The 25,680-nt window shown below is 60.8% G+C and carries 23 protein-coding genes and 2 pseudogenes; 11 read left to right on the top strand and 14 right to left on the bottom strand.

Annotated elements, in window-relative coordinates; all coding sequences use genetic code 11:
- Nucleotides 1-46: 46 nt before the first annotated feature.
- From ACSQ2Z_RS23050 to ACSQ2Z_RS23060, 3 genes are all read right to left on the bottom strand, one after another.
- Entirely contained in the window at nucleotides 47-259 is a 213-nt protein-coding gene (locus ACSQ2Z_RS23050; protein WP_436083556.1) for a hypothetical protein, read from the bottom strand.
- A 74-nt stretch (nucleotides 260-333) separates the two neighbouring features.
- Nucleotides 334-810, bottom strand: coding sequence for a chemotaxis protein CheW (locus ACSQ2Z_RS23055; RefSeq protein WP_436083557.1), 477 nt, complete (start codon nucleotides 808-810; stop codon nucleotides 334-336).
- On the bottom strand, nucleotides 810-2,741 hold the full coding sequence (locus ACSQ2Z_RS23060; protein ID WP_436083558.1) for a methyl-accepting chemotaxis protein: 1,932 nt from the start codon (nucleotides 2,739-2,741) through the stop codon (nucleotides 810-812). Before ACSQ2Z_RS23060 ends, ACSQ2Z_RS23055 begins: the two co-directional genes overlap by 1 nt.
- A 386-nt stretch (nucleotides 2,742-3,127) precedes the next feature.
- Between ACSQ2Z_RS23060 and ACSQ2Z_RS23065 the strand changes: the two genes are divergently transcribed.
- The 4 genes and pseudogenes from ACSQ2Z_RS23065 to scpB all read left to right on the top strand — a co-directional run bounded on the left by ACSQ2Z_RS23065 (nucleotide 3,128) and on the right by scpB (nucleotide 6,723).
- Nucleotides 3,128-4,135: an AraC family transcriptional regulator gene (locus ACSQ2Z_RS23065; RefSeq protein ID WP_436083559.1), complete on the top strand. Its 1,008-nt coding sequence runs from the start codon at nucleotides 3,128-3,130 to the stop codon at nucleotides 4,133-4,135.
- A 255-nt stretch (nucleotides 4,136-4,390) separates the two neighbouring features.
- A pseudogene (locus ACSQ2Z_RS23070) lies at nucleotides 4,391-4,679 on the top strand (Tn3 family transposase); the annotation flags it as partial.
- A gap of 395 nt (nucleotides 4,680-5,074) precedes the next feature.
- Nucleotides 5,075-6,025: a DUF1403 family protein gene (locus ACSQ2Z_RS23075; protein WP_436083560.1), complete on the top strand. Its 951-nt coding sequence runs from the start codon at nucleotides 5,075-5,077 to the stop codon at nucleotides 6,023-6,025.
- 2 nt (nucleotides 6,026-6,027) lie between these two features.
- Nucleotides 6,028-6,723, top strand: coding sequence for an SMC-Scp complex subunit ScpB (gene scpB, locus ACSQ2Z_RS23080; protein ID WP_436083561.1), 696 nt, complete (start codon nucleotides 6,028-6,030; stop codon nucleotides 6,721-6,723).
- A 276-nt stretch (nucleotides 6,724-6,999) separates the two neighbouring features.
- On the opposite strand, the gene ACSQ2Z_RS23085 is transcribed toward scpB, so the two are convergent.
- The 6 genes and pseudogenes from ACSQ2Z_RS23085 to ACSQ2Z_RS23110 form a co-directional block, all read right to left on the bottom strand.
- On the bottom strand, nucleotides 7,000-8,100 hold the full coding sequence (locus ACSQ2Z_RS23085) for an ABC transporter substrate-binding protein (RefSeq protein ID WP_436083562.1): 1,101 nt from the start codon (nucleotides 8,098-8,100) through the stop codon (nucleotides 7,000-7,002).
- A gap of 50 nt (nucleotides 8,101-8,150) precedes the next feature.
- Nucleotides 8,151-9,215: an ABC transporter permease gene (locus ACSQ2Z_RS23090; protein ID WP_436083563.1), complete on the bottom strand. Its 1,065-nt coding sequence runs from the start codon at nucleotides 9,213-9,215 to the stop codon at nucleotides 8,151-8,153.
- Nucleotides 9,216-9,237: 22 nt separating this feature from the next.
- A complete protein-coding gene (locus ACSQ2Z_RS23095; RefSeq protein ID WP_436083564.1) occupies nucleotides 9,238-10,734 on the bottom strand; it encodes a sugar ABC transporter ATP-binding protein in 1,497 nt (498 codons plus the stop codon).
- Nucleotides 10,735-11,017: 283 nt separating this feature from the next.
- Nucleotides 11,018-11,560 (bottom strand): gluconokinase, encoded by a 543-nt coding sequence (locus tag ACSQ2Z_RS23100; RefSeq protein WP_436083565.1) that lies wholly within the window; start codon nucleotides 11,558-11,560, stop codon nucleotides 11,018-11,020.
- Nucleotides 11,529-11,636, bottom strand: a pseudogene (locus tag ACSQ2Z_RS23105) (gluconate 5-dehydrogenase); the annotation flags it as partial. The gene ACSQ2Z_RS23100 and the pseudogene ACSQ2Z_RS23105, both read right to left, overlap by 32 nt.
- 288 nt (nucleotides 11,637-11,924) lie before the next feature.
- Nucleotides 11,925-12,953: a LacI family DNA-binding transcriptional regulator gene (locus ACSQ2Z_RS23110; RefSeq protein ID WP_436083566.1), complete on the bottom strand. Its 1,029-nt coding sequence runs from the start codon at nucleotides 12,951-12,953 to the stop codon at nucleotides 11,925-11,927.
- A gap of 122 nt (nucleotides 12,954-13,075) precedes the next feature.
- Between ACSQ2Z_RS23110 and ACSQ2Z_RS23115 the strand changes: the two genes are divergently transcribed.
- Nucleotides 13,076-14,002, top strand: coding sequence for an SMP-30/gluconolactonase/LRE family protein (locus ACSQ2Z_RS23115; RefSeq protein ID WP_436083567.1), 927 nt, complete (start codon nucleotides 13,076-13,078; stop codon nucleotides 14,000-14,002).
- A gap of 154 nt (nucleotides 14,003-14,156) precedes the next feature.
- On the opposite strand, the gene katG is transcribed toward ACSQ2Z_RS23115, so the two are convergent.
- The gene (katG, locus tag ACSQ2Z_RS23120; RefSeq protein WP_436083568.1) at nucleotides 14,157-16,349 is read right to left on the bottom strand and encodes a catalase/peroxidase HPI; all 2,193 of its coding nucleotides are present in this window, start codon (nucleotides 16,347-16,349) and stop codon (nucleotides 14,157-14,159) included.
- 226 nt (nucleotides 16,350-16,575) lie between these two features.
- Between katG and ACSQ2Z_RS23125 the strand changes: the two genes are divergently transcribed.
- Nucleotides 16,576-17,508, top strand: coding sequence for a LysR substrate-binding domain-containing protein (locus ACSQ2Z_RS23125; RefSeq protein WP_436083569.1), 933 nt, complete (start codon nucleotides 16,576-16,578; stop codon nucleotides 17,506-17,508).
- A gap of 306 nt (nucleotides 17,509-17,814) precedes the next feature.
- On the opposite strand, the gene ACSQ2Z_RS23130 is transcribed toward ACSQ2Z_RS23125, so the two are convergent.
- Nucleotides 17,815-18,405, bottom strand: a complete 591-nt coding sequence (locus ACSQ2Z_RS23130; protein ID WP_436083570.1) for a 6-carboxytetrahydropterin synthase — start codon at nucleotides 18,403-18,405, stop codon at nucleotides 17,815-17,817.
- A 178-nt stretch (nucleotides 18,406-18,583) separates the two neighbouring features.
- Between ACSQ2Z_RS23130 and ACSQ2Z_RS23135 the strand changes: the two genes are divergently transcribed.
- The 5 genes from ACSQ2Z_RS23135 to ACSQ2Z_RS23155 all read left to right on the top strand — a co-directional run bounded on the left by ACSQ2Z_RS23135 (nucleotide 18,584) and on the right by ACSQ2Z_RS23155 (nucleotide 22,693).
- Nucleotides 18,584-19,150, top strand: coding sequence for a phosphoribosyltransferase (locus ACSQ2Z_RS23135; protein ID WP_436083571.1), 567 nt, complete (start codon nucleotides 18,584-18,586; stop codon nucleotides 19,148-19,150).
- On the top strand, nucleotides 19,147-19,812 hold the full coding sequence (locus tag ACSQ2Z_RS23140) for an HAD family hydrolase (RefSeq protein WP_436083572.1): 666 nt from the start codon (nucleotides 19,147-19,149) through the stop codon (nucleotides 19,810-19,812). Before ACSQ2Z_RS23135 ends, ACSQ2Z_RS23140 begins: the two co-directional genes overlap by 4 nt.
- Nucleotides 19,813-19,885: 73 nt before the next feature.
- Nucleotides 19,886-20,590 carry a 7-cyano-7-deazaguanine synthase QueC gene (queC, locus tag ACSQ2Z_RS23145; RefSeq protein WP_436083573.1) on the top strand — a complete coding sequence of 235 codons (705 nt, stop codon included), beginning with the start codon at nucleotides 19,886-19,888 and terminating at the stop codon, nucleotides 20,588-20,590.
- A 205-nt stretch (nucleotides 20,591-20,795) separates the two neighbouring features.
- Nucleotides 20,796-22,001, top strand: a complete 1,206-nt coding sequence (gene guaB / locus ACSQ2Z_RS23150; protein WP_436083574.1) for an IMP dehydrogenase — start codon at nucleotides 20,796-20,798, stop codon at nucleotides 21,999-22,001.
- Entirely contained in the window at nucleotides 21,998-22,693 is a 696-nt protein-coding gene (locus ACSQ2Z_RS23155) for a 7-carboxy-7-deazaguanine synthase QueE (RefSeq protein WP_436083575.1), read from the top strand. The genes guaB and ACSQ2Z_RS23155 overlap by 4 nt, the downstream gene beginning before the upstream one ends.
- 54 nt (nucleotides 22,694-22,747) lie before the next feature.
- Here ACSQ2Z_RS23155 and purB read toward each other — a convergent pair whose 3' ends face one another.
- The 3 genes from purB to folE are packed head-to-tail and all read right to left on the bottom strand — an operon-like array spanning nucleotide 22,748 to nucleotide 25,676.
- Nucleotides 22,748-24,046, bottom strand: coding sequence for an adenylosuccinate lyase (purB, locus tag ACSQ2Z_RS23160; protein ID WP_436083576.1), 1,299 nt, complete (start codon nucleotides 24,044-24,046; stop codon nucleotides 22,748-22,750).
- Nucleotides 24,043-25,050: an adenylosuccinate synthetase gene (locus ACSQ2Z_RS23165; protein ID WP_436083577.1), complete on the bottom strand. Its 1,008-nt coding sequence runs from the start codon at nucleotides 25,048-25,050 to the stop codon at nucleotides 24,043-24,045. Before ACSQ2Z_RS23165 ends, purB begins: the two co-directional genes overlap by 4 nt.
- Entirely contained in the window at nucleotides 25,050-25,676 is a 627-nt protein-coding gene (gene folE / locus ACSQ2Z_RS23170) for a GTP cyclohydrolase I FolE (protein ID WP_436084135.1), read from the bottom strand. The genes ACSQ2Z_RS23165 and folE overlap by 1 nt, the downstream gene beginning before the upstream one ends.
- Nucleotides 25,677-25,680: the final 4 nt, after the last annotated feature.

The following is a 25,680-nucleotide window of genomic DNA, read 5'->3' on the forward strand; positions in this document are numbered from 1 at the left end:
ACTTTCAAAGGCGTAAAACTCGTCGCCGTAAGAGATCGAGTTGGCCTCAGACGGTTTGGGTTGAGTTGTGCCGCGTCGCGTCGGCGATCATGGCGAGGGCTGTGCTGCCCTTGGTTTCGGCCAGCAACCTTGCATGTAGAGCCTCCAGATAGTTGGTTATCTGGAGTACCTTGTTGCGTTCTTGTTGGAGCATTTTCTGTACTTCGAGGTCCGCCGAAGCGATTGTATCGGCGTCCTGCCGACGATTTTGGTGGGACATTTGATATTCCCTTTTGGCTATTGGCGGTGCGGGCGGCTTCGGTAAGGAAGCGGCCCGCGTTTGACGGTCAGAGCTCAGGCAGCACTCGCGGTGTCATCGAGATTGGCGAACATGTGGTCGAGGTCGAGGAAACAGACCATGCCGCGTTCGAGCGGAATGATCCCGTGGGAGAAGCTGGGATCGAAGCTTACCCCGAGATCGGGCACCGGTTGGATCTGGTCGCCTCGGATTGACAGGATGTCCGACACCTGGTCGACGACAAGACCAATGATACTTCGGCCCACTTCCGCGACGACGATGGCGGCGCGGGCTGTGTCGACATTACTGCGAACCCCGAGCCGGGCGGCCAGGTCGATGATCGGGATCACCGATCCACGAAGATTCATCACGCCAATGACATCTGCCGGAGCGTGGGGCAGCGGCGTTGCCGCTGCCCATCCCCGGATTTCCCGGATCGAGGTGGTCTTGATGCAGAACTGCTGGTCACCGAGATGGAAGGCGATGATTTCCAGCGTTTCCGCCTGTCCGGGGGCCGAGGACGAAGGCTGCATCAGAAATCCTCCCACTCGGAGGCGACTGCCGTCGCGGCTGCGCCCCGGCCATCGAAGGCTCGCGCAATCTTGTTGCCAAGCGCCCGAGCGGGAGAGGCGACAGGCTTTGCCGTCTCAGCGGCTGCGCGCGGGCCGGAGGCACCTTCGAGCTTGAAGCGAGCGACCAGGTCGCGAAGCTTGGCCGCCTCTTGTGCGAGGCTCGCGGCCGCAGCGGTCGATTCTTCCACCATCGCCGCATTCTGCTGCGTGCTCTGGTCCATCGAATTGACGGCGGTATTGATTTCGGCAAGCCCAGTGGACTGCTCCTTCGCCGAGACGGCGATCGAATTCATGTGGCTGTTGACATGGCCGATGAAGCCGCCGATGACGTTCAGCGCCTCGCCGGTGTCGCGCACCAGCTTGACACCGCTTTCCACCTCCGTCGACGAGTTGCGGATCAGGCCCTTGATTTCCTTAGCGGCCTGCGCCGAGCGCTGGGCGAGTTCGCGCACTTCCTGCGCAACGACGGCAAAGCCCTTGCCGGCGTCACCCGCACGCGCCGCCTCGACGCCGGCGTTGAGCGCCAGGAGATTGGTCTGGAAGGCGATCTCGTCGATCACGCCGATGATGTTGGAGATCTGCTGCGAGCTCTCCTCAATCCGGCGCATCGCCTCTTCGGCGTGCGAGACCACCTCGGCGGATTTAGCAGCACTCTGGTTGGCCTGGGTCGCGACGGTGCGCGCCTCTTCCGTCAGCTTGGTCGAGGAGCCGACATTGGCGGTGATCTGGTCGAGAGCGGCGGCGGTCTCTTCGAGCGATGCTGCTTGCTGCTCCGTCCGCTTGGCGAGGTCCTGCGCGCCCGACGCGATCTCGCGGGTGCCATTGTTCATCGTGTCGATGCTTTCGGCGATGGAAGACAGCGCGGTGCGGAGCTGGCTGATCGACTGGTTGAAATCCTGGCGTAGCGGTTCGAAGGCAGGCGCGAAAGCCTCGTCAAGCTGAAAGGCGAGGTCACCGCCGGCGAGGCGCTTCAGACCGGTGCCGATATTTTGCGTGGCGAAGGCCAACTGACCGGCTTCGGTTGCCTTGATTCGGTCGATCTCCGCCTGCTCCCGCGCCTGCCGTTCCCGAGTGGCGGCAGCTTCCGATTCGAGTTCGCGATTCGTGATCGCTGCCTGACGAAACACTTGCAGAGCGCCGGCCATTGCGCCGACTTCGTCCTTCCGGTCCGCGCCGGCAATGGCGATCGAGGTGTCGCCTTCGGCAAGCTTGCCCATGGTGCCAGTCATGCCGACGAGTGGACGGACCATGGCTCGGTTCAGCACAAACAGCATGAAAAGGCTGAAGACGATCAGGGCGACGGAGCCAGTGGTAATTACGGTGCGAGCGGTTGCCGCCGCCTGTGCCGCTTCCTCCGAGCGCTTCACGAGAAGCTCCTGCTCGACGGCCTTGATATCCGCCGCCTTGGAGCGGATCTGATCCATCCATTTCTTGCCAACGCCGGAAACTTCCAGATCGCGCGCTTGCTGAATAGTCTCCTTTGAAGCCATCAACTTGGTTTCGTGGACGACAACATCCTGGGTCCATCCGGTGACCAGAGTATCCAGTTCATCGAGACGCTTCTGCTGCGCAAGGTTGTCGGACGTGAGGCTGCGGATCTTCTCGAAATTATCCAGATAGGACTTGGCGCCAGCCTCTTGCGGGGCAAGGAAATCCACGTTTGCGGAAAGAAGATAACCGCGCATGCCGGTTTCCTGGTCGACCATCGCCGCGACGATGTTATCGACGGTGCCGAGCACTGCATGGGTGTGCTCCGTCCATCCGGCCGCCGCTTCCTGCGTGGCCACGGACCTGTAGCTCACGACGTTGATAATTGTCCCAACGCCCAGCAATAGAAAAAACACTAGGGCGATCTTGCCGAGAATTCTGATGTTGTTGAAAAAGGACAGCACTGGATACTCCAATTCAGGCTCGACGAGCGCATCGTTCCGGCGCCCGCGGATCTTGGATCGGCGGGGCGGATGGTGACAGGGCATGTGTGGAGAAAGCCGCCACGAATCATTCAAGCGGCAGAAACAGGCCTACGGTGGGAATAGCGGCACTTGACTCTGAGGCCCATTACCGTCCGCGTGAGTTAAGAAAACGCTACCGTCTCCGCGCGACGGCACCGAATCTGCAAGACGGGGACATGGGTTGCAAGAATCGGATATGCAATTCCGAGCAGGCTGGATCATTTTGAGCTACACCATTGCCATCGCGAATCCGAGCGAGGGCGCAAGCGTGATACACGAATGGGTGGTGGCGGGTTTACGCCGACACTCGATCACTGGGGCGAATTTTGAACAAGCAACAATTGCATATATGGCCGACATTATCCGGCACTGGATTTGAGAACCTACTGACGACGTTTCGACCGAACGTGCCTCAGTTTAAAGCCGAACCGGAGAGCCATCGAGGTTCGGAATTCCGTTGGTGGTCGGAGATCGTCGCCTGCCGTGACGTGGTGATGCTGCACAAGGCCTATACCGGCGACTGGTGGGTGGTACATGAAACCGATGACGAAGCCTTGCTCGTCATCCTGCCGTTATCCGGGGGACGGTCCGACGCCAGGATCGGCGTCGAAGACGTGACTGCCGGTCCGGGTGTCGCGATCCTAACGCCAGCTTCGCTGCTGCGGCGTCTGGATGCGCGCTGTCGACCACGACTGGCGACTGCAACGCTGGTATTTCAGAGCGCGGCGGTCGCGCGGGTTCTATCTTCGATGTTCGAGGTGGCGGTTCTTAGCAAGTTCGCACTTGCGCCTCTTTTCGATCTTTCGACTGGGCCAGGCATCACATTCCGACTGCTATTCGAAACAATCGTTTCAGGTCTACGCGGAGATCGGGCTTTGGAACGATCCCCCAAGGCAATGGCCCTGCTCGCCGAAGCGGCCCTCCGGCTCGTCTTTGAGAACGTCCCTCATCGCTACAGTGGACGTCTGCATGGGCGCCTCCTGACCGTGGCGCCGCGTCATGTCATAGCTGCAATGGATTTCATGCACGCCAACATCCATCTACCGATAACAGTCATCGACATTGCCGCAGCGGCCGGTACAAGCGAGCGTTCACTGTATAACGGATTCACGCTATTCAGGGATACGACGCCCATCGCTTATCTCCGTCAAATCCGCCTTCAGGCCGTGCATGCCGAGTTGTCGCTATCACAGAATCGCCTGCCGATCAGGGAGGTGGCATTGAAATGGGGCTTCTGCCACATGGGGCGCTTCGCCATGCAATACAAGGCAGCCTACGGCGTTAAGCCGTCCGAGACCGCGAGATCGGCTGGAAGTGAGATATCCGAGCGGTAGCGGACGTCAAATTCGAACGCCGCCTGTGTCGACCAACGCATTGGATCAGGCGCCCGGCGCTGGAGTGCGAGCCGCCGCGGCGATATTTGGAGCCATTCCGGACTCATACCATATGTGGAACGTATATGGACCCCGCCCATTGCAACAGGTTAGCAAGACGATGAATGTTGGTCACAACTGCTGACTATATTCGGCTTCTTGATGCAGCGCGAATGACGTCGCCGCGAGCCTCGATGGGTTTTCGCTCGCTTCCACCTCAACAGGCGAGCCCACCATGCGCTCAAGAACGCGTTGCGCATCGGTCGCCAGGGCGAAATCCGTGACCGCACCACTGAAGGCCAGCACTATCGTATCGCCGGCCTCAACCTGCTCACCGCAGTCATCATCTATTGGAACACCGTCCACCTCGGCCACGCGGTCGCCGAGCGGCGAAATGAAGGGCTTGATGTTCCGCCGGAACTCCTGGCGCATATCTCTCCGCTGGGTTGGGCGCACATATTACCTGACCGGCGAATATCTTTGGCCGAACAGCGCAAGCGCGTAGAGTGTCATTTCGCCCCCAGCCGGACCTGACCCTTCTCAGTTGCCACTAAGCCGGTCGGCGTCGTACGCGAGGCATTTGGTAGGTAGCGTATCGCTCTTATTGGGCGCGGACATCAGGTAACTCCGCCTGATACTTATTATTTTACCTCCGGCCGCATAGACAGCGCAGTGGAAGCCGCTTCTTACGCCGCAGCTTCCGGACGGGCGCGTCAGAGCGATCGGCCGTCCGTCGAACAATCGGATTTGCGACGGCGTGCGCGATTATGCTGTGGCGATCGTGCGCGAGCGGTATGCGGATTTCGGTCCGACGCTGCGGCTGACGGTGTCGCGCGAAGTTGTGGAACGACGACAGGCGGTTGTGTGGCACAAAATGATCTCTTGAACTAGGCTCCAAGGATGCCGAAGCCCGATTCGCCGACTGTCCGCACTGATCGAATGCCTGCTGTTCCGGCATGGGCGGCTCCGCGCGGCCCCGTGACCAGCGATACGGACGCCGCCTTCCTGGCAGGGGCGGCTCTGAGTACGCTCGACAATCTGGTGCGGATGCAACCAGATTGGGCCGGTGTCTGGCGTCAGCGCCTGGCACTAAAATGCGCCGTATCCGCCGTGCGACTTACCGGCCGATCCGAGGATGAAGCGGCCTTGCGCGATGCCTGGGTCCTGCGCGGTTCCGGCGATGAACTAGGGCCGGCCGGTTGCATCTTCGCTGCCTATAAACGGCTGGCGGCTCGGCCGGCGCCGATCGATACGACGATGCTGCGCGAACTCGCCGATCTCTTCGCTATTCGCTGGAGTGACGAGCTTGCCACCATCCCGGCCATGATCGATAACGTCATCCAAGCGGCAAGGATGGCTCCCTTTGCCGCCGCCGCGATCGTCGCGCAGCTTTGGGCCATCCGCCCGGATGCCGAGGCGCTCGCCTGGTGGCTGGCCGACTGGATGCTGGCGCAAAGACTGCGCTGGGACCGCCCGGTCCCGATCTTGATGGCGCAGCGCGCCTCGACTGCGTTTCGTCTCGAGGCGGGGCGGGGCCGTGTGCGTCCGGGAGAGCCGCGATTTGAGCAGGCGGTATGTCTGGCGCTGGTGCAGGCGTCGGCCGAGGCATGCCGGCTGGCGGCGGAGCTTGCCAGACGTGCCGATCGGCTGGCGGTCGTTGCGCCGAAGCTGCGGGCCAAGGGGGCAGGCGAGGCAATCCGCCTTCTGCTCGACGAGGATGCTGTCTCCGGCGCGCTGCGGACGGCAAAGCTGTCGCGCTGGGCGAGCCGCCGACTGTTTGAGCGCCTGATTGAATTCGACGCCGTGCGTGAATTGTCCGGGCGCTCGACGTTCCGGATCTACGGATTGTGATCATGGCAAGACAAGCAGATGCGGCCAGGGCCGGAAGGGCCGAACGCCCGCGGAAGCGTTCGGACAATGTGCCACTCGACACCGAACTCGTCGACCTGCCGCCGGAGCTGCGCTGGCGCGAATGGATGCAGCGTGTCGAAGCCGTCATCTTTGCCTCGGCGACGCCGGTGCCTCGCGACACGCTGGCGCGGGTCGTCGGCCGCAATTGCAGTATTGAGCTTTTGATCGATGATCTGCGCGAGGAGCTGCGCGGCCGGCCGTATGAGCTGGTATCCGTTGCCGGCGGCTGGCAGCATCGCACCAAACCCGCCCACGCAGGCGTGATCCGGGCGTCCGGTGCGCCAACGCGTGCAACCGCCGATCTCACTGCCGGTGAAGCGGCCGTGTTGATGGCGATCGGCTATTTCCAGCCAGTGACGCGCGCAGAGCTTTCAAAGATCTTCGGGAAAGAAATCAGCCGCGACCTGATCGGCAACCTGCGTTCGCTCGAGCTTGTCGCTTCGGGTCCACGCAGTCCGCAGCCCGGAGCGCCTTACACCTACGTGACGACGCCGGCATTCCTGTCAGCCTTCGGCTTCGACACCCTGCGCGATCTGCCCGACATTGAGATGCTGGAGGACGCAGGGCTACTCAGCCGCGATAGGATGATGGCCGCAGATCTCGGAACGCTAATGTCTGAAGAAGGCGATGAGGAATAAGTCGCCGCCGTTGGTGTCTGCGACAAGCATCCTCCTACGCCGCCGGATATCCGTTTGCCGTGAAAACATGGTGATGGACGCGCACCCCTGCGCGCCCGCAAACGGGCCTCAGAGCGGCACGCGTTTTCCTCCACATCTGCGCGGAATTTAGCTTCCTTGCCTGCTCCCCTTCGAACAGGGCATAGCGAATGATCCTGAGCCTGCTTCCGACTGGCGGGATTTCACAAGCTGAGGAAAAAAGGGCACCATTCGCGGTGCCCAGCTGCTGGGAGGCCGTTACATCTTGCCCCAGAGTTTCTTGTATTCGTCGCGATAGCCATTGTCCGGGTCGAAGGTGTTCTTCGGCCCGCCGTCGAACTCGACATTGTCGGCGGTGACGACGTGGAGTGGCGAGAGGTAGCCCGACCACTGTTCGCCTGCAAAGGCACGGTTCAGTTCGTCGACAAGCTGCCAGCCTTGCAGGTTCAGCGGTTCGGCGACCGTCACCTTCTGGAACTGGCCGGCGCGAATGCGCTGATAGGCCGATTCCGAGCCGTCGCCGGCCGCGACGTTGATCGGCGCATCTGTGCCGGCCTTGCCGGCGGCTGCGAGCGACGGGCCCATGAAGTCGAAATAGAGGTCGTTGATGGCAAGCGAGTGCGTCCACTGATCGCCATATTTCTGCAACAGCGAGGTCGTCAGCTGCGGCATGCGTTGCGAGGTTTCGGCAATTGGCGTATCCACATATTCCAGCACCGTGCCGCCGAGCGCCTCGATCTCGGCCTTCATCTTGTCGGCCTTGGCGATCGCGATCGCATAGGTGCTGTCGGTGAAGATGATCACACCCGGCTTGCCGCCGGCATCGGCATAGGACCAGTTCGCTGCTGCCTTGGAAACCTCCATCGCGTCCGTACTGACATTGGCGAAGAGGCCGGTCTTTTCATCGGGGCCGATCACCGGGCCGGCGTGCCAGGCGACCAGCGGAATGCCGCCAGCCTTTGCTTGTTCGAGTGCGGGCGCCTGTTCGACGGCATCAAAGCCATTGATGATGATGCCGGCGGGCTTCAGGGCCATCGCCTGGCCGAAGGCCGCAGTGCGGCCACCGATCGAGCCCGCGCCGTCGAGAACCTTGACCTCCCAGCCGATTGCTTTGGCTGCTTCCTCGACGCCGGTGGTGACGCCGAGAATGCCGCCGTTCTTCAGGTCGCCGGCGAGAACGACGATTGTCTTGCCCTCCTGCGCCTTCGGGCTCGCCTTCGGTCCATCCCAGGCCGTGACACGGGTCGCGTATTTATTGACGATCGCCTTGGCATCCGCCATCGCGTCGGCCAGGGCAGGCCATGCGGCCATCAGCGCAAGTGCTGCAATCGAGCCCTGAAGTAGTGTTCTGCGTTTCATGGTTCTTCCTCCCTTTGAAGATGGTGCGCTTCGCACAGTTCCGTGTTCTGTCAGTTCTGTTGTATTTTAGCCGGTAACAGGCCTGGCGCGGCCGCCTTGCCGGCCGCACCGCGTTTGCGCTGGGCGTAACCGGCGATGCCGATGGCAACGAGGAGGGTGACGCCGTTGAAGAGGGGCTCGACGAAGAACGACCCGCCAATCTGCTGGATGCCCGAAATACCGACGGCAAGAATGATGACGCCCGTCATCGTGCCCCAGACATTGACGCGGCCGGGCTTGATGGTGGTGGAGCCGAGAAAGGCGCCGACGAGTGCCGGCAGCAGATATTCAAGCCCGACGCTCGCCTGGCCGATGCGCAGCTTCGAGGCAAGCAGCACGCCGGCAAGAGCGGCGAGCGTTCCGGACGAGACGAACGCGCCAATGACGAAACGGCGGACCGGGATGCCGTTCAGCGCCGCCGCTTTCGGGTTGGCACCGATGGCATAGACGTAGCGGCCGATTGGTAGATATTCGAGAATGATCCAGAGAGCGCCGGCAAGCAGCAGCACATAGAAGCCGGTGATCGGCAGGCCAAGGACCATGGTGCCATTGAGCGCGTAGAAGCCTTCCGGCAGGACGCCGACCACCTGCCTGCCGCCCGTGTGCCAGAGCGCCAGTGCATAGAGGATCGTGCCGGTGCCGAGCGTGGCGATGAAACTGTCGATCCGCGCGACCTCGACCAGAAGACCATTGAGGAAACCGGTGAAGGCGCCGAGCGCCAGCACGATAACGACAGCGATCGGCCATGGCACGCCGAACATGGTCTGCAGGCTGATCGCCAGGATGTGCCAGAGTACGATGCCGTAGCCGACCGTAAGGTCGATCCGGCCGGACGCCATCGGGATCATCGCCGCCAGTGACAGGAGCGCGATGATCGCCTTGTCGGAGACGATGGACCGCAGGTTGAGAAGCGTTGGAAAGGTCGCCGGCAGGAGGATCGAAAACAGCACAATCAGCAGCACCGTCAGGATCACCAGACCGTAGACCGGGATGTAGCGGACGATCTTCTGGCTCGCGGTCAGCCCGGCGAGTTCGCTGCGCGTCGGCTCAAGCGCGGTGGATTCGATCGATTGCATGGTTCTTGGCTCCCGTGGTCTCTCAGGCGGCTTCCGATGCCGAGGCGGCGGAAATGACGGCGGATGTGGTGAGGGCGTCGCCCTGAAGTTCGGCGACGATGCGGCCGCGTGAAAACACCAGCGCGCGGTGGCAGATATGGGCGATTTCCTCGAAGTCGGTCGAGACGACGACGACGGCAAGGCCTGCTTCGACCGCCCGGGCGATCAGCTTGTAGATCTCGGCCTTGGCGCCGATGTCGACACCGGCCGTCGGGTCTTCCGCGACGAGCAATTTGCGGCCTGTTCGCAGCCAGCGGCCGACGACCACCTTTTGCTGGTTGCCGCCCGACAGCGCTTCGATCGGCAGGCTTTGGTCGTTCGGACGAAGACCGACGGTCTCGCCGATCTTGCGGGCCTCTTCGGCTTCGTTCGCTGATGACAGGAACGAGAACAAGCCACGGCCCGATGCGCCTGGGTTGAGGAAGGTGTTCTCCCGAAGCGACAGCGACATCGCGACGGATTCTTCAGTGCGATCGCGCGCGATCAGCCCGATGCCGGACCTCATTGCCGCGACGGGGTTTGCCAGATCCGGTTCCTCGCCGTTCAGGTGGATGGTGCCGCCAAAGGCCTCGCAGCCGAACAGGGCCCGGCCGATCAGTTCCTGGCCCGCGCCGCGCAAGCCGACGAGCCCGAGAAGCTCATTCTGGCGGATGTCGAAGGAAATCGGCCCGGTTCCCGCGCAAACGAGATCGCGGGCGGCGAGCACCGTCTTTCCCGGCTTGCTGGGCGCTTTCATGAAGAGCTGGTTGGCCGGGCGACCGACGATCATCTCGATCAGCTCGTCCGGCCTTGTCTCGGCAACCGGGCGCTGACCGACCAGACGGCCGTCGCGCAGTACGGCAACCCGATCGGCGATACGGAAGATCTCGTCCAGGCGATGCGACACATAGATCATGCCGACGCCGCGCTCCTTGAGCGGGCGGATGGCGTCGAAGAGCCGCTCCACTTCGTCTGCGGGCAAGCTGGCGGTCGGTTCGTCGAGTACCAGCACGTCGGCTTCGACAGCCAGAGCACGGGCGATTGCGACCAGTGATTTTTCGGTGCGGGTCAGGTCCTGCACCCGCGTACTCGGATCAAAGTCGCAGCCGACGAGCTTCAGCGCTTCGCGGGCCCGCTCTTCCGTGCGGCGCCAGTCGATCAGTCGCGAGCGCAGGGAAAAGCCCTGTGCGAGGCCGACATTCTCGCCGACCGTCATCCATTCGACGAGACCGAGATCCTGATGGATGAAGGCGACCGGCTGGCGCTCGTTCGGTTTGGGCGGGCGATGGCTGTAGGGCTCGCCGCGAAACAGGATCTGGCCGCCGTCTGGCCTATAGATACCGGCAAGTGTCTTGATAAGGGTCGACTTGCCAGCGCCATTCTCCCCAAGAAGGGCAAGAATTTCGCCGGGGAACAGGCTGATGGAGACATTTTCGAGCGCGCGGGTGCCGCCGAAGACCTTGGTGATCCCGTTGAACTCGATGAGTTTGCGATTGTCCATCCCTGCTCCTCCCAAAGCATCGATTGAGAATATGTTATCGATAACATATCGGCGTAGTCAAGGACCGAAGTGACTTCGATCAGAATTTTCTCAGGCGGGGTGCCGTCGAGCGGTTGCATCCTTTCGGCGCAATCGCGCATGCCGAGCCCGGCGGCGGATATCGATGAGGATCTTGGTCGCATCCGCGCCCGGTCCGTCCCGTCTCGATCAATCGTGTCGCAACCGCCGATCCCACGATCCTGGCGCTAACGACGGCGATCTTGCAGGCTTGCGTGTCGGTCGGTCATGGTTCGACTTCGTTCTGGGCGGCAAGGCCTTCGAGGGCATTTGCGACGATGCTGTCCGGCGTGGGGGCAATATCGACGGTCACGACACGATCCTCGCCTTCGGGGCTCTCCAGCGTCGCCAACTGGCTTTCGAGCAGCGAGGCCTTGAAAAAATGACCTGGACGTTCGGTCATCCGGTCCAGCAGAATGTCTCTCGTTCCCTTGAGGTAGACGAAGACGAGGCGGCTGCCCGCCGCCCGCCGCAGCGCGCTTCGATAGACACGCTTCAGCGCCGAGCAGGAAATGACGATGCCCGTGTCGCTTGCTTCTTCAAGGCGTTTTCCGATGATTTCCAGCCAGGGCCAGCGGTCGGCATCGTCCAGCGGAATGCCGGTTGACATCTTGGCGATATTCGCTGCCGGGTGCAGGCTGTCGCCCTCGAGAAAGGGCAGGCCGAGATGATCCGCCAGCCGTTCACCGATCGATGATTTGCCGCAGCCGCTGACGCCCATGACAACAACGGGACCTTTAAAGGCAGGTATTGATGTTGCCGTCGACATAGAGCGTGTGTCCGTTCAAGAAAGAGGATGCCTTGCCTGCGAGAAAAATCGCCGATCCAGCCAGTTGATCGACATTTGCCTACGCGGGCGGTTTCTTTGGAAGGTATGTTATCGATAACATGCCAAGTCAAGTGAGAAAAAATTCGGCTGGAAGGACGTGTCGAAACCAGAGGCAAATCGGACTCCTATCCCTGGTGTGCTGAAGGAGATCGGCATAGGCGGCGCCTTTTACCTCCATGACGCGTCCGCGCTTGCCGTCGATCTCATCCCTCGCCACGCGGTGGCGGCGTTCGATGTCGCTGGCGACCGAGCTGCCTCGATGAAGGTACAAATCGCGTTTTAGCGGCCTGTACTCAGCGTCGCGTCAGGTGCTCTCGCGCTCGATGACGCGAAAGCCGATGACAGTGATGGGGTTCGGCATTGCGAGCCCCTGAATGGTTTGTATCAGTTTGAGCGCTGCCAGGCGGCCGATGCCATAGCAATCGACGTTGATGGTCGTCATGCGCGGGTGACAGCAGGCGGCAATTTCGTAGTCACCGAAACCGGCAATGGCAATGTCCTCCGGGACTTTCATGCCCCGGCGCTGACATTCCATCAGCGCGCCAAAGGCCGAAAGGTCAGAGACGCAAAGGGCCACCTGCGTATCCGGCCAGCGCTCCAGCATGCCGACGATCGCCTGCGCGCCCTGTTCCATGGATATTGGCGGGACGCCAAAGGAGATCACCCGATCGGATGGCAGGCCCAGCCCTTCCAATGCGCTGACAAACCCCGCCCGGCGCTGGCTACCGCGCGTGTCTCGCGCCGTCGTGCCGCCGATATAGCCGAAGCGCTGGTAGCCCTTGGCCGCCAGCGTTTCGACCAGCAGTTCCATCGCCTCGCCGTTGGAGAAGCCCACGACCTTATCGATCGGCTGGGCCGGCCGGTCCCACGTCTCGATGACGGGGATGCCTGCCTGCTCCAGCATACGGCGGCCTTTCGGCGTGTGGGAGCCGCCGGTCAGGATGATACCCTCGGGTCGGCGCCGCAGCATAGCCTCGATCAGTTCTTCTTCCCGCTCGACCGAATAATTGGTGTAGCCTAGCAGCAGCTGAAGGCCCGTCCCCTCAAGCGCATCGGTAATGCCGCGCGCCGTATCGGAAAAGTTCGAATTGTTGATCGAAGGGATGATGGCGGCGACGAAGCCTGTACGCCGGGATGAAAGGCTACCGGCCGATTGGTCAAGAACATAACCGAGCTCGTTGATGGCCTGTGTGATCCGCTCGCGTGTCGCCTTGGAAACATGGCTGCCTTCTTTCAGCGCGCGCGATACGGTCATGGCCGAAACGCCGGCCCGCCTGGCCACATCGCTCATGGTCGGTGCTTCCGCCATCTTGCCATCGGGTGTCTTCGTCATTGCTGTTTCCGCATGGGCGATTGCGTTAAAAATCTGTTTGTGCATGCCTATGTTATCGCTATCATCCAAAAGAAACAACGGCAGTCGCCAAGCGGCGAATTCGCATTGGAAAAGGAGAGGACATGTTCGGAGAGATCGAGGGAACGGGGTTTGACGTTCTGGATACGCGCTTTGCCGCATGCTTTGTCGGCCATGCCCGTGTGGAGCGATTGTGGACAGGCGGTCGCTGGCTGGAGGGGCCGGCCTGGTTTGCTCCCAGCCGTTTTCTCGTCTGGTCGGACATTCCGAACAATCGCATGATGCGGTTCGACGAGACTGGCGGTTCCGTGTCCGTCTTCCGGCAACCTTCGAACAATTCCAATGGCAATACCGTGGACAGCCAGGGCCGCCTGGTAACCTGCGAGCATTTGACGAGGCGGGTGACGCGCACGGACTTCGACGGCACCGTGCAGGTGATTGCCGACCGATACCAAGGCAAGCGCTTCAACTCGCCAAACGACGTCGTCGTCAAGTCCGACGGCTCAATCTGGTTTACCGATCCATCCTACGGCATCATGCATGACTACGAGGGCGAATGCGGGGAAGAGGAGATCGGCGGCTGCCATGTCTATCGCGTCGATCCGCAATCCGGCGACGTGAGGAAGGTGGCCGGTGATTTCGAGAAGCCGAACGGGCTTGCCTTCTCGCCGGACGAGCGGCTTCTCTATGTCGCCGACACCGGTGCCAGTCATCTGGAAAACGGGCCGCGCCATATACGGCGGTTCTCGGTTTCGGATGAGGGAATGCTGTCGGGTGGCGACGTTTTCGCGGCCTGCACCAGCGGCCTTTTCGACGGCTTCAGGATCGATAGGACAGGGCGCATCTGGGCCAGCGCCGCGGACGGCGTTCACTGCTACGACCCGGACGGAACGCTGATCGGCAAGATCCGCATTCCAGAAATCGTCTCGAACCTCACCTTCGGTGGCGCCAAACGCAACCGGCTGTTCATCACGGCGACGAGTTCGCTCTATGCCGTGTATCTGACGGCGAATGGTTCGAAACTCGGCTGAGGCTTGGTGCGGGGCTACCTGAGGATATCTCACCCCGCGCTGAACCGGGCGCTTCGAGGAGGACACCTGCTGCCCTCAGGCAGCAATAGGCGATCTGTCGCTGGCCTCGGGCGCAGTTGAAACTCAACCGCGCCCGAGCGCCTTTTCGCCCGGATCAGGCGAGATCGAAGCGATCCGCGTTCATCACCTTCGTCCAGGCCGCAGCGAAGTCACGCACGAACTTCTCTTCAGTGTCGCTCTGACCATAGACCTCGACAAGTGCCCGAAGCTGCGAGTTCGAACCGAAGACGAGATCGACACGGGTGCCGGTCCACTTCATTTCGCCCGTGTTGCGGTCGCGTCCCTCGAACACGTACTTCGAATCCGGGGCCGCCTTCCACACCGTGCCCATGTCGAGCAGGTTGACGAAGAAGTCGCTGGTGAGAGCCTCGGGACGCGTGGTGAAGACGCCGTGATGGGACTGTCCGGCATTGGCGTTCAACACGCGCATGCCGGCGACCAGAACCGTCATTTCCGGCGCAGTCAGCGTCATGAGCTGCGCCTTGTCGATCAGTAACTCCTCAGGCGAAATGGAATACGCGCCCTTCTGATAGTTGCGGAACCCGTCGGCGATCGGTTCGAGAACTGCAAACGAATCCGCATCGGTCTGCTCCTGCGTCGCGTCGGTGCGGCCGGGTGTGAACGGAACGTCAATGTCGTAGCCGGCGTTTTTCGCCGCCTTTTCGATGGCCACAGAGCCGCCGAGGACGATCAGGTCTGCGAGCGACACCTTCTTGCCGCCAGGCTTTGCGCCATTGAACGCCTTCTGGATACCCTCAAACGTCTCGAGCACGACTGCCAACTGGGCCGGCTGGTTGACCTCCCAGTCCTTCTGGGGACTGAGACGGATACGCGCGCCGTTTGCACCACCGCGCTTGTCGGAGCCGCGGAAGGTAGACGCCGACGCCCAGGCGGTCGAGACCAGCTGGGAGATGGAAAGTCCCGACACAAGGATCTTGTCCTTGAGATCGGCGATGTCCTGCGTGTCGATCAGGGGATGATCGACAGCGGGGACAGGATCCTGCCAGATCAGGTCCTCTGCGGGGACTTCCGGGCCGAGATAGCGCACGCGCGGACCCATGTCGCGGTGGGTCAGCTTGAACCAGGCGCGGGCAAACGCATCTGCGAACTGATCCGGATTTTCGAAGAAGCGCCGCGCAATCTTTTCGTACGCGGGGTCCAAGCGTAAGGCGAGGTCCGTGGTCAGCATGGACGGCGCGTGACGCTTGGACTTGTCGTGCGCGTCCGGTACCGTACCAGCGCCGACGCCATGTTTCGGTGTCCATTGATGCGCACCGGCCGGGCTCTTCGTCAGTTCCCATTCGTAACCGAACAGGTTCCCGAAGAAGTTGTTGCTCCACTTCGTCGGCGTCGTCGTCCAGGTGACTTCCAGGCCGCTGCTGATCGTGTCGCCGCCCTTGCCGGTTCCAAAGCTGCTCGTCCAGCCGAGGCCTTGCTCCTCGATACCGGCCCCTTCGGGCTCGACGCCGACATGTGAGGCGTCGCCCGCGCCGTGGGTCTTGCCGAAGGTATGCCCGCCGGCAATGAGGGCGACGGTCTCTTCGTCATTCATCGCCATGCGCGCGAAGGTCTCGCGGATGTCGCGGGCGGCGGCCAGTGGATCAGGACTGCCGTTCGGTCCTTCCGGATTGACGTAGATCAGCCCCATCTGCACGGCGGCGAGGGGATTTTCGAGGTCTCGTTCACCAGAGTAGCGCTTGTCGGCAAGCCAGGTGTCCTCGGCGCCCCAATAGACGTCTTCTTCGGGCTCCCAGACATCCGGGCGGCCGCCGGCGAAGCCGAACGTCTTGAAGCCCATCGACTCCAAGGCAACGTTGCCGGTGAGGATCATCAGGTCGGCCCAGGAGATCCTGTTGCCGTATTTCTGCTTGATCGGCCAGAGCAGCCGGCGCGCCTTGTCGAGGTTGACGTTATCAGGCCAGCTGTTGAGCGGCGCGAAGCGTTGCTGGCCGGCTCCGGCACCGCCGCGGCCGTCGCCGGTGCGGTAGGTGCCGGCGCTATGCCATGCCATGCGGATGAAAAGCGGGCCATAATGGCCGAAGTCGGCCGGCCACCAATCCTGTGAATCGCTCATCAGCGCGTGGAGATCCCTTTTCAGGGCCTCCAGGTCGAGCTTCTTGAACTCCTCCGCATAGTTGAACGCGTTGCCCATGGGGGAGGAGAGGGAGGAGTTCTGGTGGAGAATCCTGAGATTCAACTGGTTCGGCCACCAGTCCCGGTTCGACCGACCGCCGTGAGCCGTGTGTGCGACCGGACACTTGCCCGCGGTTTCGACTTTTGAATCCATAGTTCTCTCCCTTGTGTAACTTGAATTGGGCCATCCGGAGGAAGACCGCCCTGAAGCAAAGGAGCGTAGGGTGTCAGGCGTTCTGGATGGTCTGAACGTCAACGAGGTGCGCACCGCCAGCGGACCGGCTTGACGGTGGCTGCATCTCATCTCTGGTTAGGCACTATACCCAAACCCTTCTATTAATTTAAGTTGGATTTTCTGATCGCCGCGATAAGGTGCGGTTATGAAAAATTTGACACTCAAGCAGCTTCGCTATTTCGAGGCGTTGGCGCGACAGGGGCATTTTGGACGCGCGGCGGATGTCTGTGCGATCTCCCAGCCTGCGTTGTCGATGCAGATCAAGGAACTGGAAGCATCGCTGGGCACGGAACTCTTCGAAAGAGCCGCCCGTCAAGTCCGGCTGACCAGTTTCGGAGAAGCGTTTGCCCTGCGCGTCCGCGACATCCTGCGCTCTATCGATGAATTGGGAGACCTGGCGCGCGCCTCGCAGGACAGGCTGGTGGGGCGGTTGCGGATCGGCGTCATCCCGACGATCGCGCCCTACCTGCTGCCTGCGATCATCGGCAACCTCAGCCGCATGCATGACGGGCTTGAAATTCACGTGCGCGAGACGCTGACCTCGAAGCTGGTTCAGGAGCTGGCGGAAGGCCGACTCGACACGGCAATTGTTGCGTTGCCGGTATCCGAACCTTCGTTGAGCGAGGTTGCGTTGTTTTCGGAGAATTTCGTGTTGGTCCGGCCCGGCGAGGATGAGGGCAAGCCAGTGCCCAATCGCGAAGCGCTCCGTGAGATGAGGCTGCTTCTCCTCGAAGAGGGCCACTGCTTTCGCGATCAGGCTTTGTCGTTCTGCAATATGCATTCGGCGCTACCGCGAGAGTTGCTGGACGGTAGTTCTCTGTCCACACTGGTCCAGATGGTCGGCGCCGGCATTGGTGTCACCTTGATCCCGGAAATGGCCGTCGGGGTGGAGACACGTTCCGCGTCAGTGTCTGTCGCTCGCTTTCAGAGTGTCCAGCCCTCGCGAACAATTGGCATGATCTGGCGCAAGACAAGTCCCTTGGCCAAACAGTTCCTGGAGATTTCTGAAGTCGTTCGTCAGTCGGCCGATGCGATGCGCGAGCGCTGCAATATTGTGGATGCCAGTGCCAGGACCTAACGGCCACATACTGTCGACCTCAAGCACATGCATCGCCGCCGCGCCTTCCTATCTCAATCAATGCCCGTGGGCCCGCTGGTGTGTCCGGCCGGAACGTTTCCGCGCGCCCCAGCCGGTAGGATACGACGACCCGTTGGAAAGCGCAGCCCCGCTCCTTTGGATGTTGTGCAGTAAAATTGCAACTGCGTCTATTGGTAGAATTGCTGATCAGGGCCAACAACCGCTTGAACTTTGTGGTCGGTGCGCCGGCTGCAAACGGAGCGAGCATGCGGGCGCCTGGCATCGGCCCGCGAACGTTAACTCCTCCTAGCTTGGGATCACCAAGTGACTCAACTTGTCGAAGCTCAGCTTCGGCACCGCATCGAACGCGAACCAGTCGGGATCCTGGGTGTGGTATGTCGCCATGCAGTTGGGCGTTTCCCAAACCTCTACCCGCAGGAGATGGGCGCGGTCATGGCTACGGAGCCTGACGCGGGGGCCCAGCCTGTTGAACCAATGCTTCGCGAGGTTTTCCGCAGTTGGGACACTCGCCAGCAAAAGCGTCTTGCCGAACGGACCTTCGATCAGTTTCTGACCGGCATGGGCCACCTCAGCGCGGCATTCCCGCAGAACTGCAGCGACTTTGGCCGCCGATTCGTTTTCGGGGAGAAAGGAACTGATCCAGGGATCGTCGACCCAAATCATCATGCCGTGATCGCAGCAGGCATCGATCTCGCTCATCATTTCGTCTTTCAGAAAACCGAAATCGAGGACCATGCCGGTCTGTTCCCCATCGCCACATAGGGGGCCCACGCAAGTCGCGGCAATCTTATATCGATGTCCGTGCAAGTTATGACATTTCGACTCGTGATGCGGGATGCGGTGGGCCGCATCGATACCGATTTCACGCGTGATCAAATGATGTTCCGGCATGGTATCCCCACTGCGCTAGGGTTCACGACTTCTTCGGGAATATTCTTGCATTGCAATCTGAAATATGCAACCAATAATCAATAATCGTTTTGCTTGTATTTCTGACACGGGCCGGAGCAGGTTTCAATTTCCATTCAAGCATTGACATAAGTAGGAGGGCGCCATGGATCTTTGGCTGGGGAAGCGGCTTCTGCAATTGAGCTGGGAGGAGTTCGGCAGGTCGGTCGATATTCTCTGCGAGCGGATATGCCAGGATGCAGTGAAGCCGGATGCAGTGGTCGCGTTGGCGCGAGGCGGGCTGCCGCTCGCAGCCGCGTTGTCTCATCGGCTGGAGTTGCGCGACTTGCGTGTGATTTCGGTCACCCGAAATGCCGGCGACGAGCGCTATGCCGAGCGTAAAGCGCCCAAGATCGCCTGGGTGGCGCCGGCGAAAGACGACTGGTCCGCTCGCCATTTGCTGATTTGCGACGACATCGCCGGCGATGGCGGTACCCTGAGCGTAACCGTCAGGCGGCTCCGCGGGCTGGGCGCGAAATCCATCCGATCCGCTACGGTCGTCTGCAACGTCAACTGTCAAAATCGCCCCGATTACTGGGCGGTAGAATCCGACGATTGGGTTGTATTTCCGTGGGAGAGCCAGAAAGCGGTGATGGAGGGACCTGTCGAGCGGCTCGCCGCGCCGTCGAGCCCGGGCGGGCGGCGGGTGGACGAAGTCCCGGTGCGCGGATGATCCGGGCCGTGATTTTCGATCGGGACGGCACGTTGCTGGATTTCTCGGGTATGTTCCTGGCTTTTGTCGACGACTTGCATGTCCGGCAAGGTTTGTCCGTACCCAGTGACCGCGATCATGTGTTGAGCCTGGACTATTGGCATAGCATTCAGGAAGGGCGGAAGATCGGCGACATTCTGGTAATGGATCATCTGGATCATATCCCGCAGTCATATATGGACCGGGCGCAGTTTTTTCCCGGAACATCCGACGCTATCCGCAGCTTGAGCGATGCCGGAATGCGACTTGCCATCGCCAGTGCCTGGGTCGCCACAGACCAGACCAAACATCTGCTGGCGCGGGAGCGGATTGCCGATTGCTTCGCTTCGGTTCTGACGCGTGACGACCTTGAGGCGGAGGCGATTGCGGGCACTTCCAGCAGCCTGGAGGTGAAACTCGCGCTGGTGCAGCGGAGCCTCAAAGAGCTGGATTTGGATCCGTGGGAAGTCGCCATCGTCGGCGACGCACCGGTCGATATTCAGGCCGGTAAGGCGCTCTCCATGCGAACGATTGCCGTTCGAACGGGCAATTTCAGGTTCTTGGGCCATCACCTGGAGGTGCTAGCGCCGGATCATGTCGTGGACAGCGTCGCGGAATTGAACGCGAGCCAACATCTGATTTGATTTGGCGATTGGGGTTCGGTGGAAAGCAAGATTGCCAACGGGATTTTTCAGAGCCGACATGAGGGGGTAGGCCATGCCAAAATCGAAAGCCGTCGTTTTGTTGAGCGGAGGATTGGATTCCACAACGACTGTGGCCATTGCAAAGCAGCAGGGCTTCGACCTGTATGCATTAAGCTTTCGGTACGGTCAGCGCCATATCACCGAGCTTGAGGCGGCCAAGAAAGTTGCCGCCGAAGCAGGCGTCAGGGATCACCTGATCGCGTCGATTGATTTGCGTCAATTCGGCGGGTCGGCACTGACGCAGGATATCGACGTTCCCAAGGGACGGGCGACCTCCGAAATGAGCGAGGGAATTCCGGTCACCTATGTGCCCGCACGCAACACGATCTTCCTGTCGTTCGCATTGGCTTGGGCAGAGGTGCTGAAGGCCTCCGACATCTTCATCGGCGTTAATGCGCTGGATTTTTCCGGTTATCCGGATTGCCGGCCGGAATATATCGACGCTTACGTCCGCATGGCCAATCTCGCGACGAAAACAGGCGTAACCGGCGAAACGACGATGACCATCCATACGCCGCTCATTCAAATGACCAAGGCACAGATTATTCGACGCGGCACAGAACTGGGCGTTGATTACGGGTTGACCCACAGTTGTTACGACCCGACGGCAGAGGGCCTGTCCTGCGGGGAATGCGATTCCTGCCTGCTTCGACTGAAAGGGTTCAGCGAGGCTGGCTTGAGGGATCCGGTGCGTTACGCCCAACGCGGTGCCGCCTGATGCGTGATCTAGATGTTCCATCCTCGGAGAGGGTTTTACCCGCTGGCGCGACTTTGGTGGCGCGCGCCTGGCGTGACCCCTCGGCTGGAGGGCAAATTGCTGGTGAGAGACGTCCCGGCCGGTGAGCCAGTCAATGGATGCCTCCCTAACCTAACCACGACTGCGAGCATATCCATGATCACAATGTCGGAGAGCGGAACAGATCATGACATCAGATATTATTCCTCTGGGTCTATCTTTCGACGATGTCTTGCTGGTCCCGCAACGCACCCGCGCCTGGAGCCGCAAGGACATTGACATTTCCAGCCGGGTAACGCGTCGAAGAAGACTTGCTGTGCCGATTTTGTCCGCCAATGTGCCGTGGTGCACGGATGCCCGGATGGCGATTGCGATGGGGCGGTTGGGCGGACTTGGCGTCCTCCACAGAATGATGCCGATTAAAGACCAGGTGGCGGCGATACGGGACATGAAAGACGCCATGATCGAGGCGGCGGTGGCACGCATTGCGACACGGTCGGACGATGGTCGCCTGCTGGCGGCTGCGGCAATCGGGGCAAAGCCGGAAGCGTTGCAGCGAGCTGACGCTCTGGTCGAGGCGGGGGCTGAAATCCTCGTCTTGGATATCGCCCATGGACACGCAGATTACGCGATAGAAACGGTTGTGCGCCTCAAGGAGCGATATCCCGCCGTCGAGGTGATCGCCGGCAATGTCGCGACGGCGGAGGGGACCCGTGATCTGATTGAAGCGGGAGCCGATGCCATCAAGGTCGGCATCGGGCCCGGCGGCATTTGCACGACGCGACTGGTGGCGGGGGCAGGTGTACCTCAGTTGACAGCGGTGCGCGATTGCGTGGCGGTGGCGCGCGTACACGATGTTCCGGTGATCGCCGACGGGGGAATACGAGGATCCGGGGAAATAACGAAGGCCTTGGCGGCAGGCGCGTCGACCGTGATGCTAGGAAGCGTCCTGGCCGGCGCCGAGGAAAGCGCCGCCTTTACGGTCGAGTGCGACGGCCGGCGTTACAAGATCTCGACCGGCTTTGTCTCCCTTGGCGTGAACCTGACCATACGCAGGACGGAGGGTGACCTCGTTTTCGACGACGAAATTGCCGATTACGAGCCGGAAGGCGTCGAAGCGACCTTCGAATATCGCGGTCCCTTGGTGCAGGTGCTGCGGTCGCTTTGCAATGGGCTGAGATCCGGAATTTCCTATTGCGGCAGCATGGATATCGCCGAAATGCATGGAAAGGCGCGTTTCGTCCAGATCACTGGGGCAGGCATCGCCGAAAGCAAACCACATGCAACCGGGCTCGTCGCACAGGTTCAGCCGAATTATCGCGAGCAATTTCTTCGGGAGGCACCGGCTGCCAAGGCAATAAAATCGTCGCAAACGGTGGAGTTTTCGCCATGAAGGGCAAGAATAAACTACGGCACCAAGAATTGACCGACGGTCGCGAACTTTGGATTCAAGAGGTGTTTTATACGCTGCAAGGCGAAGGGCCGTTCAGCGGGCAGCCCAGCGTTTTTGTGCGCACCTGCGGCTGCAACCTCAAGTGTTTCTGGTGTGATACGGATTTCGAATCCTCCACATGGCGACCGAGCCTGGATGAATTGCTTGAGACGATCGAAAACATGCGGCCGCCGTTTTGCGATTTGATAGTCATCACCGGCGGCGAACCTTTTCGGCAAAATATCGCTCCGCTGGTCGAAACCTTGTTGGCGCGGGGGTTGCGCGTTCAAATCGAGACCAATGGAACCCTGTGGATCGAGCTGCCGGAAAGCGAACGCCTGACCATTGTGTGCAGCCCGAAAACCCGTGGGTTGCATCCGGATATCGTGCCCCGAATATCCGCTTATAAATATGTTCTGTCTGTCGACGAGGTCGATGCAGAGGATGGGTTACCGGCCCGATCCACGCAGAACGAAGACTATGTCATGCGGCTATTTCGCCAGAAAAAAGCGGTGGCGCCGATCTATGTCATGCCGCGTGACGATGGCGACGAGAACCTGAACGCACGCAACCGCGCCCTTTGTGCTGATATCGCCATGCGCCACGGCTATACGTTGTGCCTGCAGACACATAAGATGTTAGCGTTGCGGTAGGAACTTGCTTTCGGTCGGTTCCTTGAGTTGCTGAAGAGCGCTGGCGAGTGTGCCTCACAGGCTGGCAAAAACGCGCTCAAAAATAAAGTCGACATTCACCAAATAGGAGGCGGGATCGGTGGCCGCGTCGATTTCCTTCACGGATATGCGGCTCGCCAATCCCGGCTCCAGAAGGGCGGCTTCCCGGAAAGCTATGCCTTGATCCTGCGCGCGGGCCGCGGCGTGTTGAACCATCGCGTATGCTTGCTCTCGGCTGAGGCCTGTATCAATCAAGGCCAGCAAAACGCGTTGTGAGGCGAAAAGACCCCGCATGGCATCCAGGTTTGCGCGCATTTTTTGAGGGCGAACCTCCAGCCCGTGCATGATCCCGGTCAGGCGCGCGAGCGCAAAGTCGCACAGGATGAAGGCATCGGGCAGGGCCACGCGTTCAACAGAGGAGTGGGACATATCGCGCTCATGCCATAGCGCGATATTTTCCAGGACGGGCATCGCCGACGCCCGGATGAGCCGGGCGAGGCCGGTCAGGTTCTCGCAAAAAATGGGGTTGCGTTTATGGGGCATCGCCGACGAGCCCTTTTGCGTCACCGAAAAACCTTCCGCAACCTCTTCGACTTCCTGTCGCTGGAGATGGCGCAATTCGATCGCCAGACGTTCGACCGCGCCCGCTAGGATCGCCAGGCCGTTCATCACCGAGGCATGCCTGTCGCGCGCGACCGCCTGGGTCGCGACGGTCTCCGGCGTAAGGCTCAGCGCGGCGGCGACGAAGTTTTCGACACGAGGGTCGATAGTAGCATAGGTGCCGACCGCGCCCGCCAGTTTGCAGACCGCCATTTCCCGTCTGGCTTCGGCGAGGCGGTGCGCACTTCGACGGAATTCGGCAAAAAAACCGGCAAGTTTCAGCCCGAAAGTCGTCGGCTCGGCGCCTCGTCCGTGGGTGCGGGCAAGGCATAGGGTTCGACGATGTTCTTCCGCCCGTTGGCGGAGCGTTTCTGTGAGATTGCCAATCCCGGCAAGAAGGAGATCGATCGCTTGGCACGTCTGCACGGCAAGCGCCGTGTCGAGCATATCCGAAGAGGTCATGCCGTAGTGAATAAAGCGCCCCTCGATGCCGACCTGTTCGGAAATGGAGGTCAGGAATGCGATAGCCTCGTGATGGATTTGCGCCTCCAAAACGGCGATGCGCTCCACGTTGATCACAGCGGCGGCACGAACGAATTCGGTGGTGCCCGGAGGGATCTTGCCGATCGCCTCCATCCCCTCCAAGGCCAGCAATTCGACCTTCAACCACAGGGAATAGCTATGTTCCCGCGACCAAAGCTGCGTCATTTCCATACGGCTGTAGCGCCGGATCATAGGATATGCCGGCGGTCGACAATGTGATGGGTATCCGGCCCCGTGCCGAGCAGCGTCGCGGGGACGTTACAGGCTTCCTCCAGATGATCGATGAAGCGGCGCAGGTCCGAATTCCAGCGATCCATCGGACGGTGGTTGCAGTCAGGATCCAGCCAATCCAGATGCGTCACGGCCAATTGTGTTGCGCCGTTGACGCGGACGGCGTCGGACGCCAGCGCGAAATCGAACTCGCCGACGCGGCGAGGGCGTCCTGTGACGGTCCCGTATTGGATGAACCCGCGCCTTTTTGCCTCCTCCTCCGGCATTTCGGTCGGGAATGGGCCAGCGCCGACACGGGTTGGAAAGGCTTTGAAGGTCACGATGACATGATCGACGCGGGTTGGCCCGATCCCGATGTCGGCGGCAGCGGTGCTGGCGCAGGAGTCCTTACCTACGGCATAGGGATAGGTGCCGTACAGGACGGACAAAAGATATCCATTGGTCCCTTCGATCAGAACATGCTCGCCGCGGTCGAGGCAGGCGTTGGTCTCCTTCGACACGTCAACCAGGAAGTCGTGCAACCGAGGCTCATCAGCGGAAAGACGCGCCCGGCGCATGGCGCGATCGGCAAGGCTTGGGCCGTGGCCGCTGCCGGTGGAGCCGATGGTCTTCGTCAAATTGGCGTTTTTGACTTCGGCCGCGCGGTGATGTGGCTCGACCAAGGTCGCGCGCGGATCGATGCCGATACGTTTTTCGATGCCAAGCCGCATGATCTCGTCGATCAGAACGTCGCTGTTAACCAGAATGCCCGCGCCCAGCAGAAGGCGCGTATTCGGGTTGATGAAGGCGCTGGGCGATTGGCGCAGTTTGAAGTCGCGGCCCTCGTAAACCACGGTATGGCCGGCGCCCGGGCCTAGCCCGGCCCGGCAAGCGACCGAGATTTTATCGGCAACCGCCAAATAGCTGCAAATCTTGCCTTTCGCTTCGTCGCCCCATTGTCCGCCGACAACGATGGAACAGGTCATTATAGCCCCCTCGAACCGAGCCCATCGCAGCGAATACGTTGATAAAATTCTTGCCGCGTGCGGTCGTCCGTCATGAATGCGCCGGTGAGATGGCTGGTCGCCATCCGGCTTCCGTTCTTCCTGACGCCGCGGCACTTCATGCAAAAATGCTCAGCTTCGATGACACAGGCAGCGCCCCGCGGTTTCAAGACGTCGTTGACCGCTTCCGCGATTTCGACCGTGAGGCGTTCCTGGATTTGCAGGCGGCGCGCATAGCCGTCAACCACGCGGGCAAGCTTGCTAATGCCAACCACACGCCCAACCGGCAAATAGGCGATATGGGCGTTGCCGATGATGGGAGCCAGATGATGCTCGCACATGGACTCGAACGGAACATGCCGCAAGACGACCATATCGCGGTATCCGACGATTTCCTCGAAGGTGCGATCGAGAACATCGCGTGGGTCTTCATCATAACCCGCGCAATACTCCTTGAATGCGGTGGCGACGCGTTTCGGTGTATCCCATAAACCTTCACGGGCCGGATTTTCGCCAACCCATACCAACAGGGTTCGGATGGCGTCTTCGACCTCTTCCCGGGTTACGTCGCGCTGAAACGTGTCTCTTTTGGTGGCAATAGTGTCCATGATA

This window comes from Pararhizobium sp. LjRoot235, from assembly GCF_964254145.1.
Taxonomy (GTDB): Bacteria; Pseudomonadota; Alphaproteobacteria; order Rhizobiales; family Rhizobiaceae; genus Pararhizobium.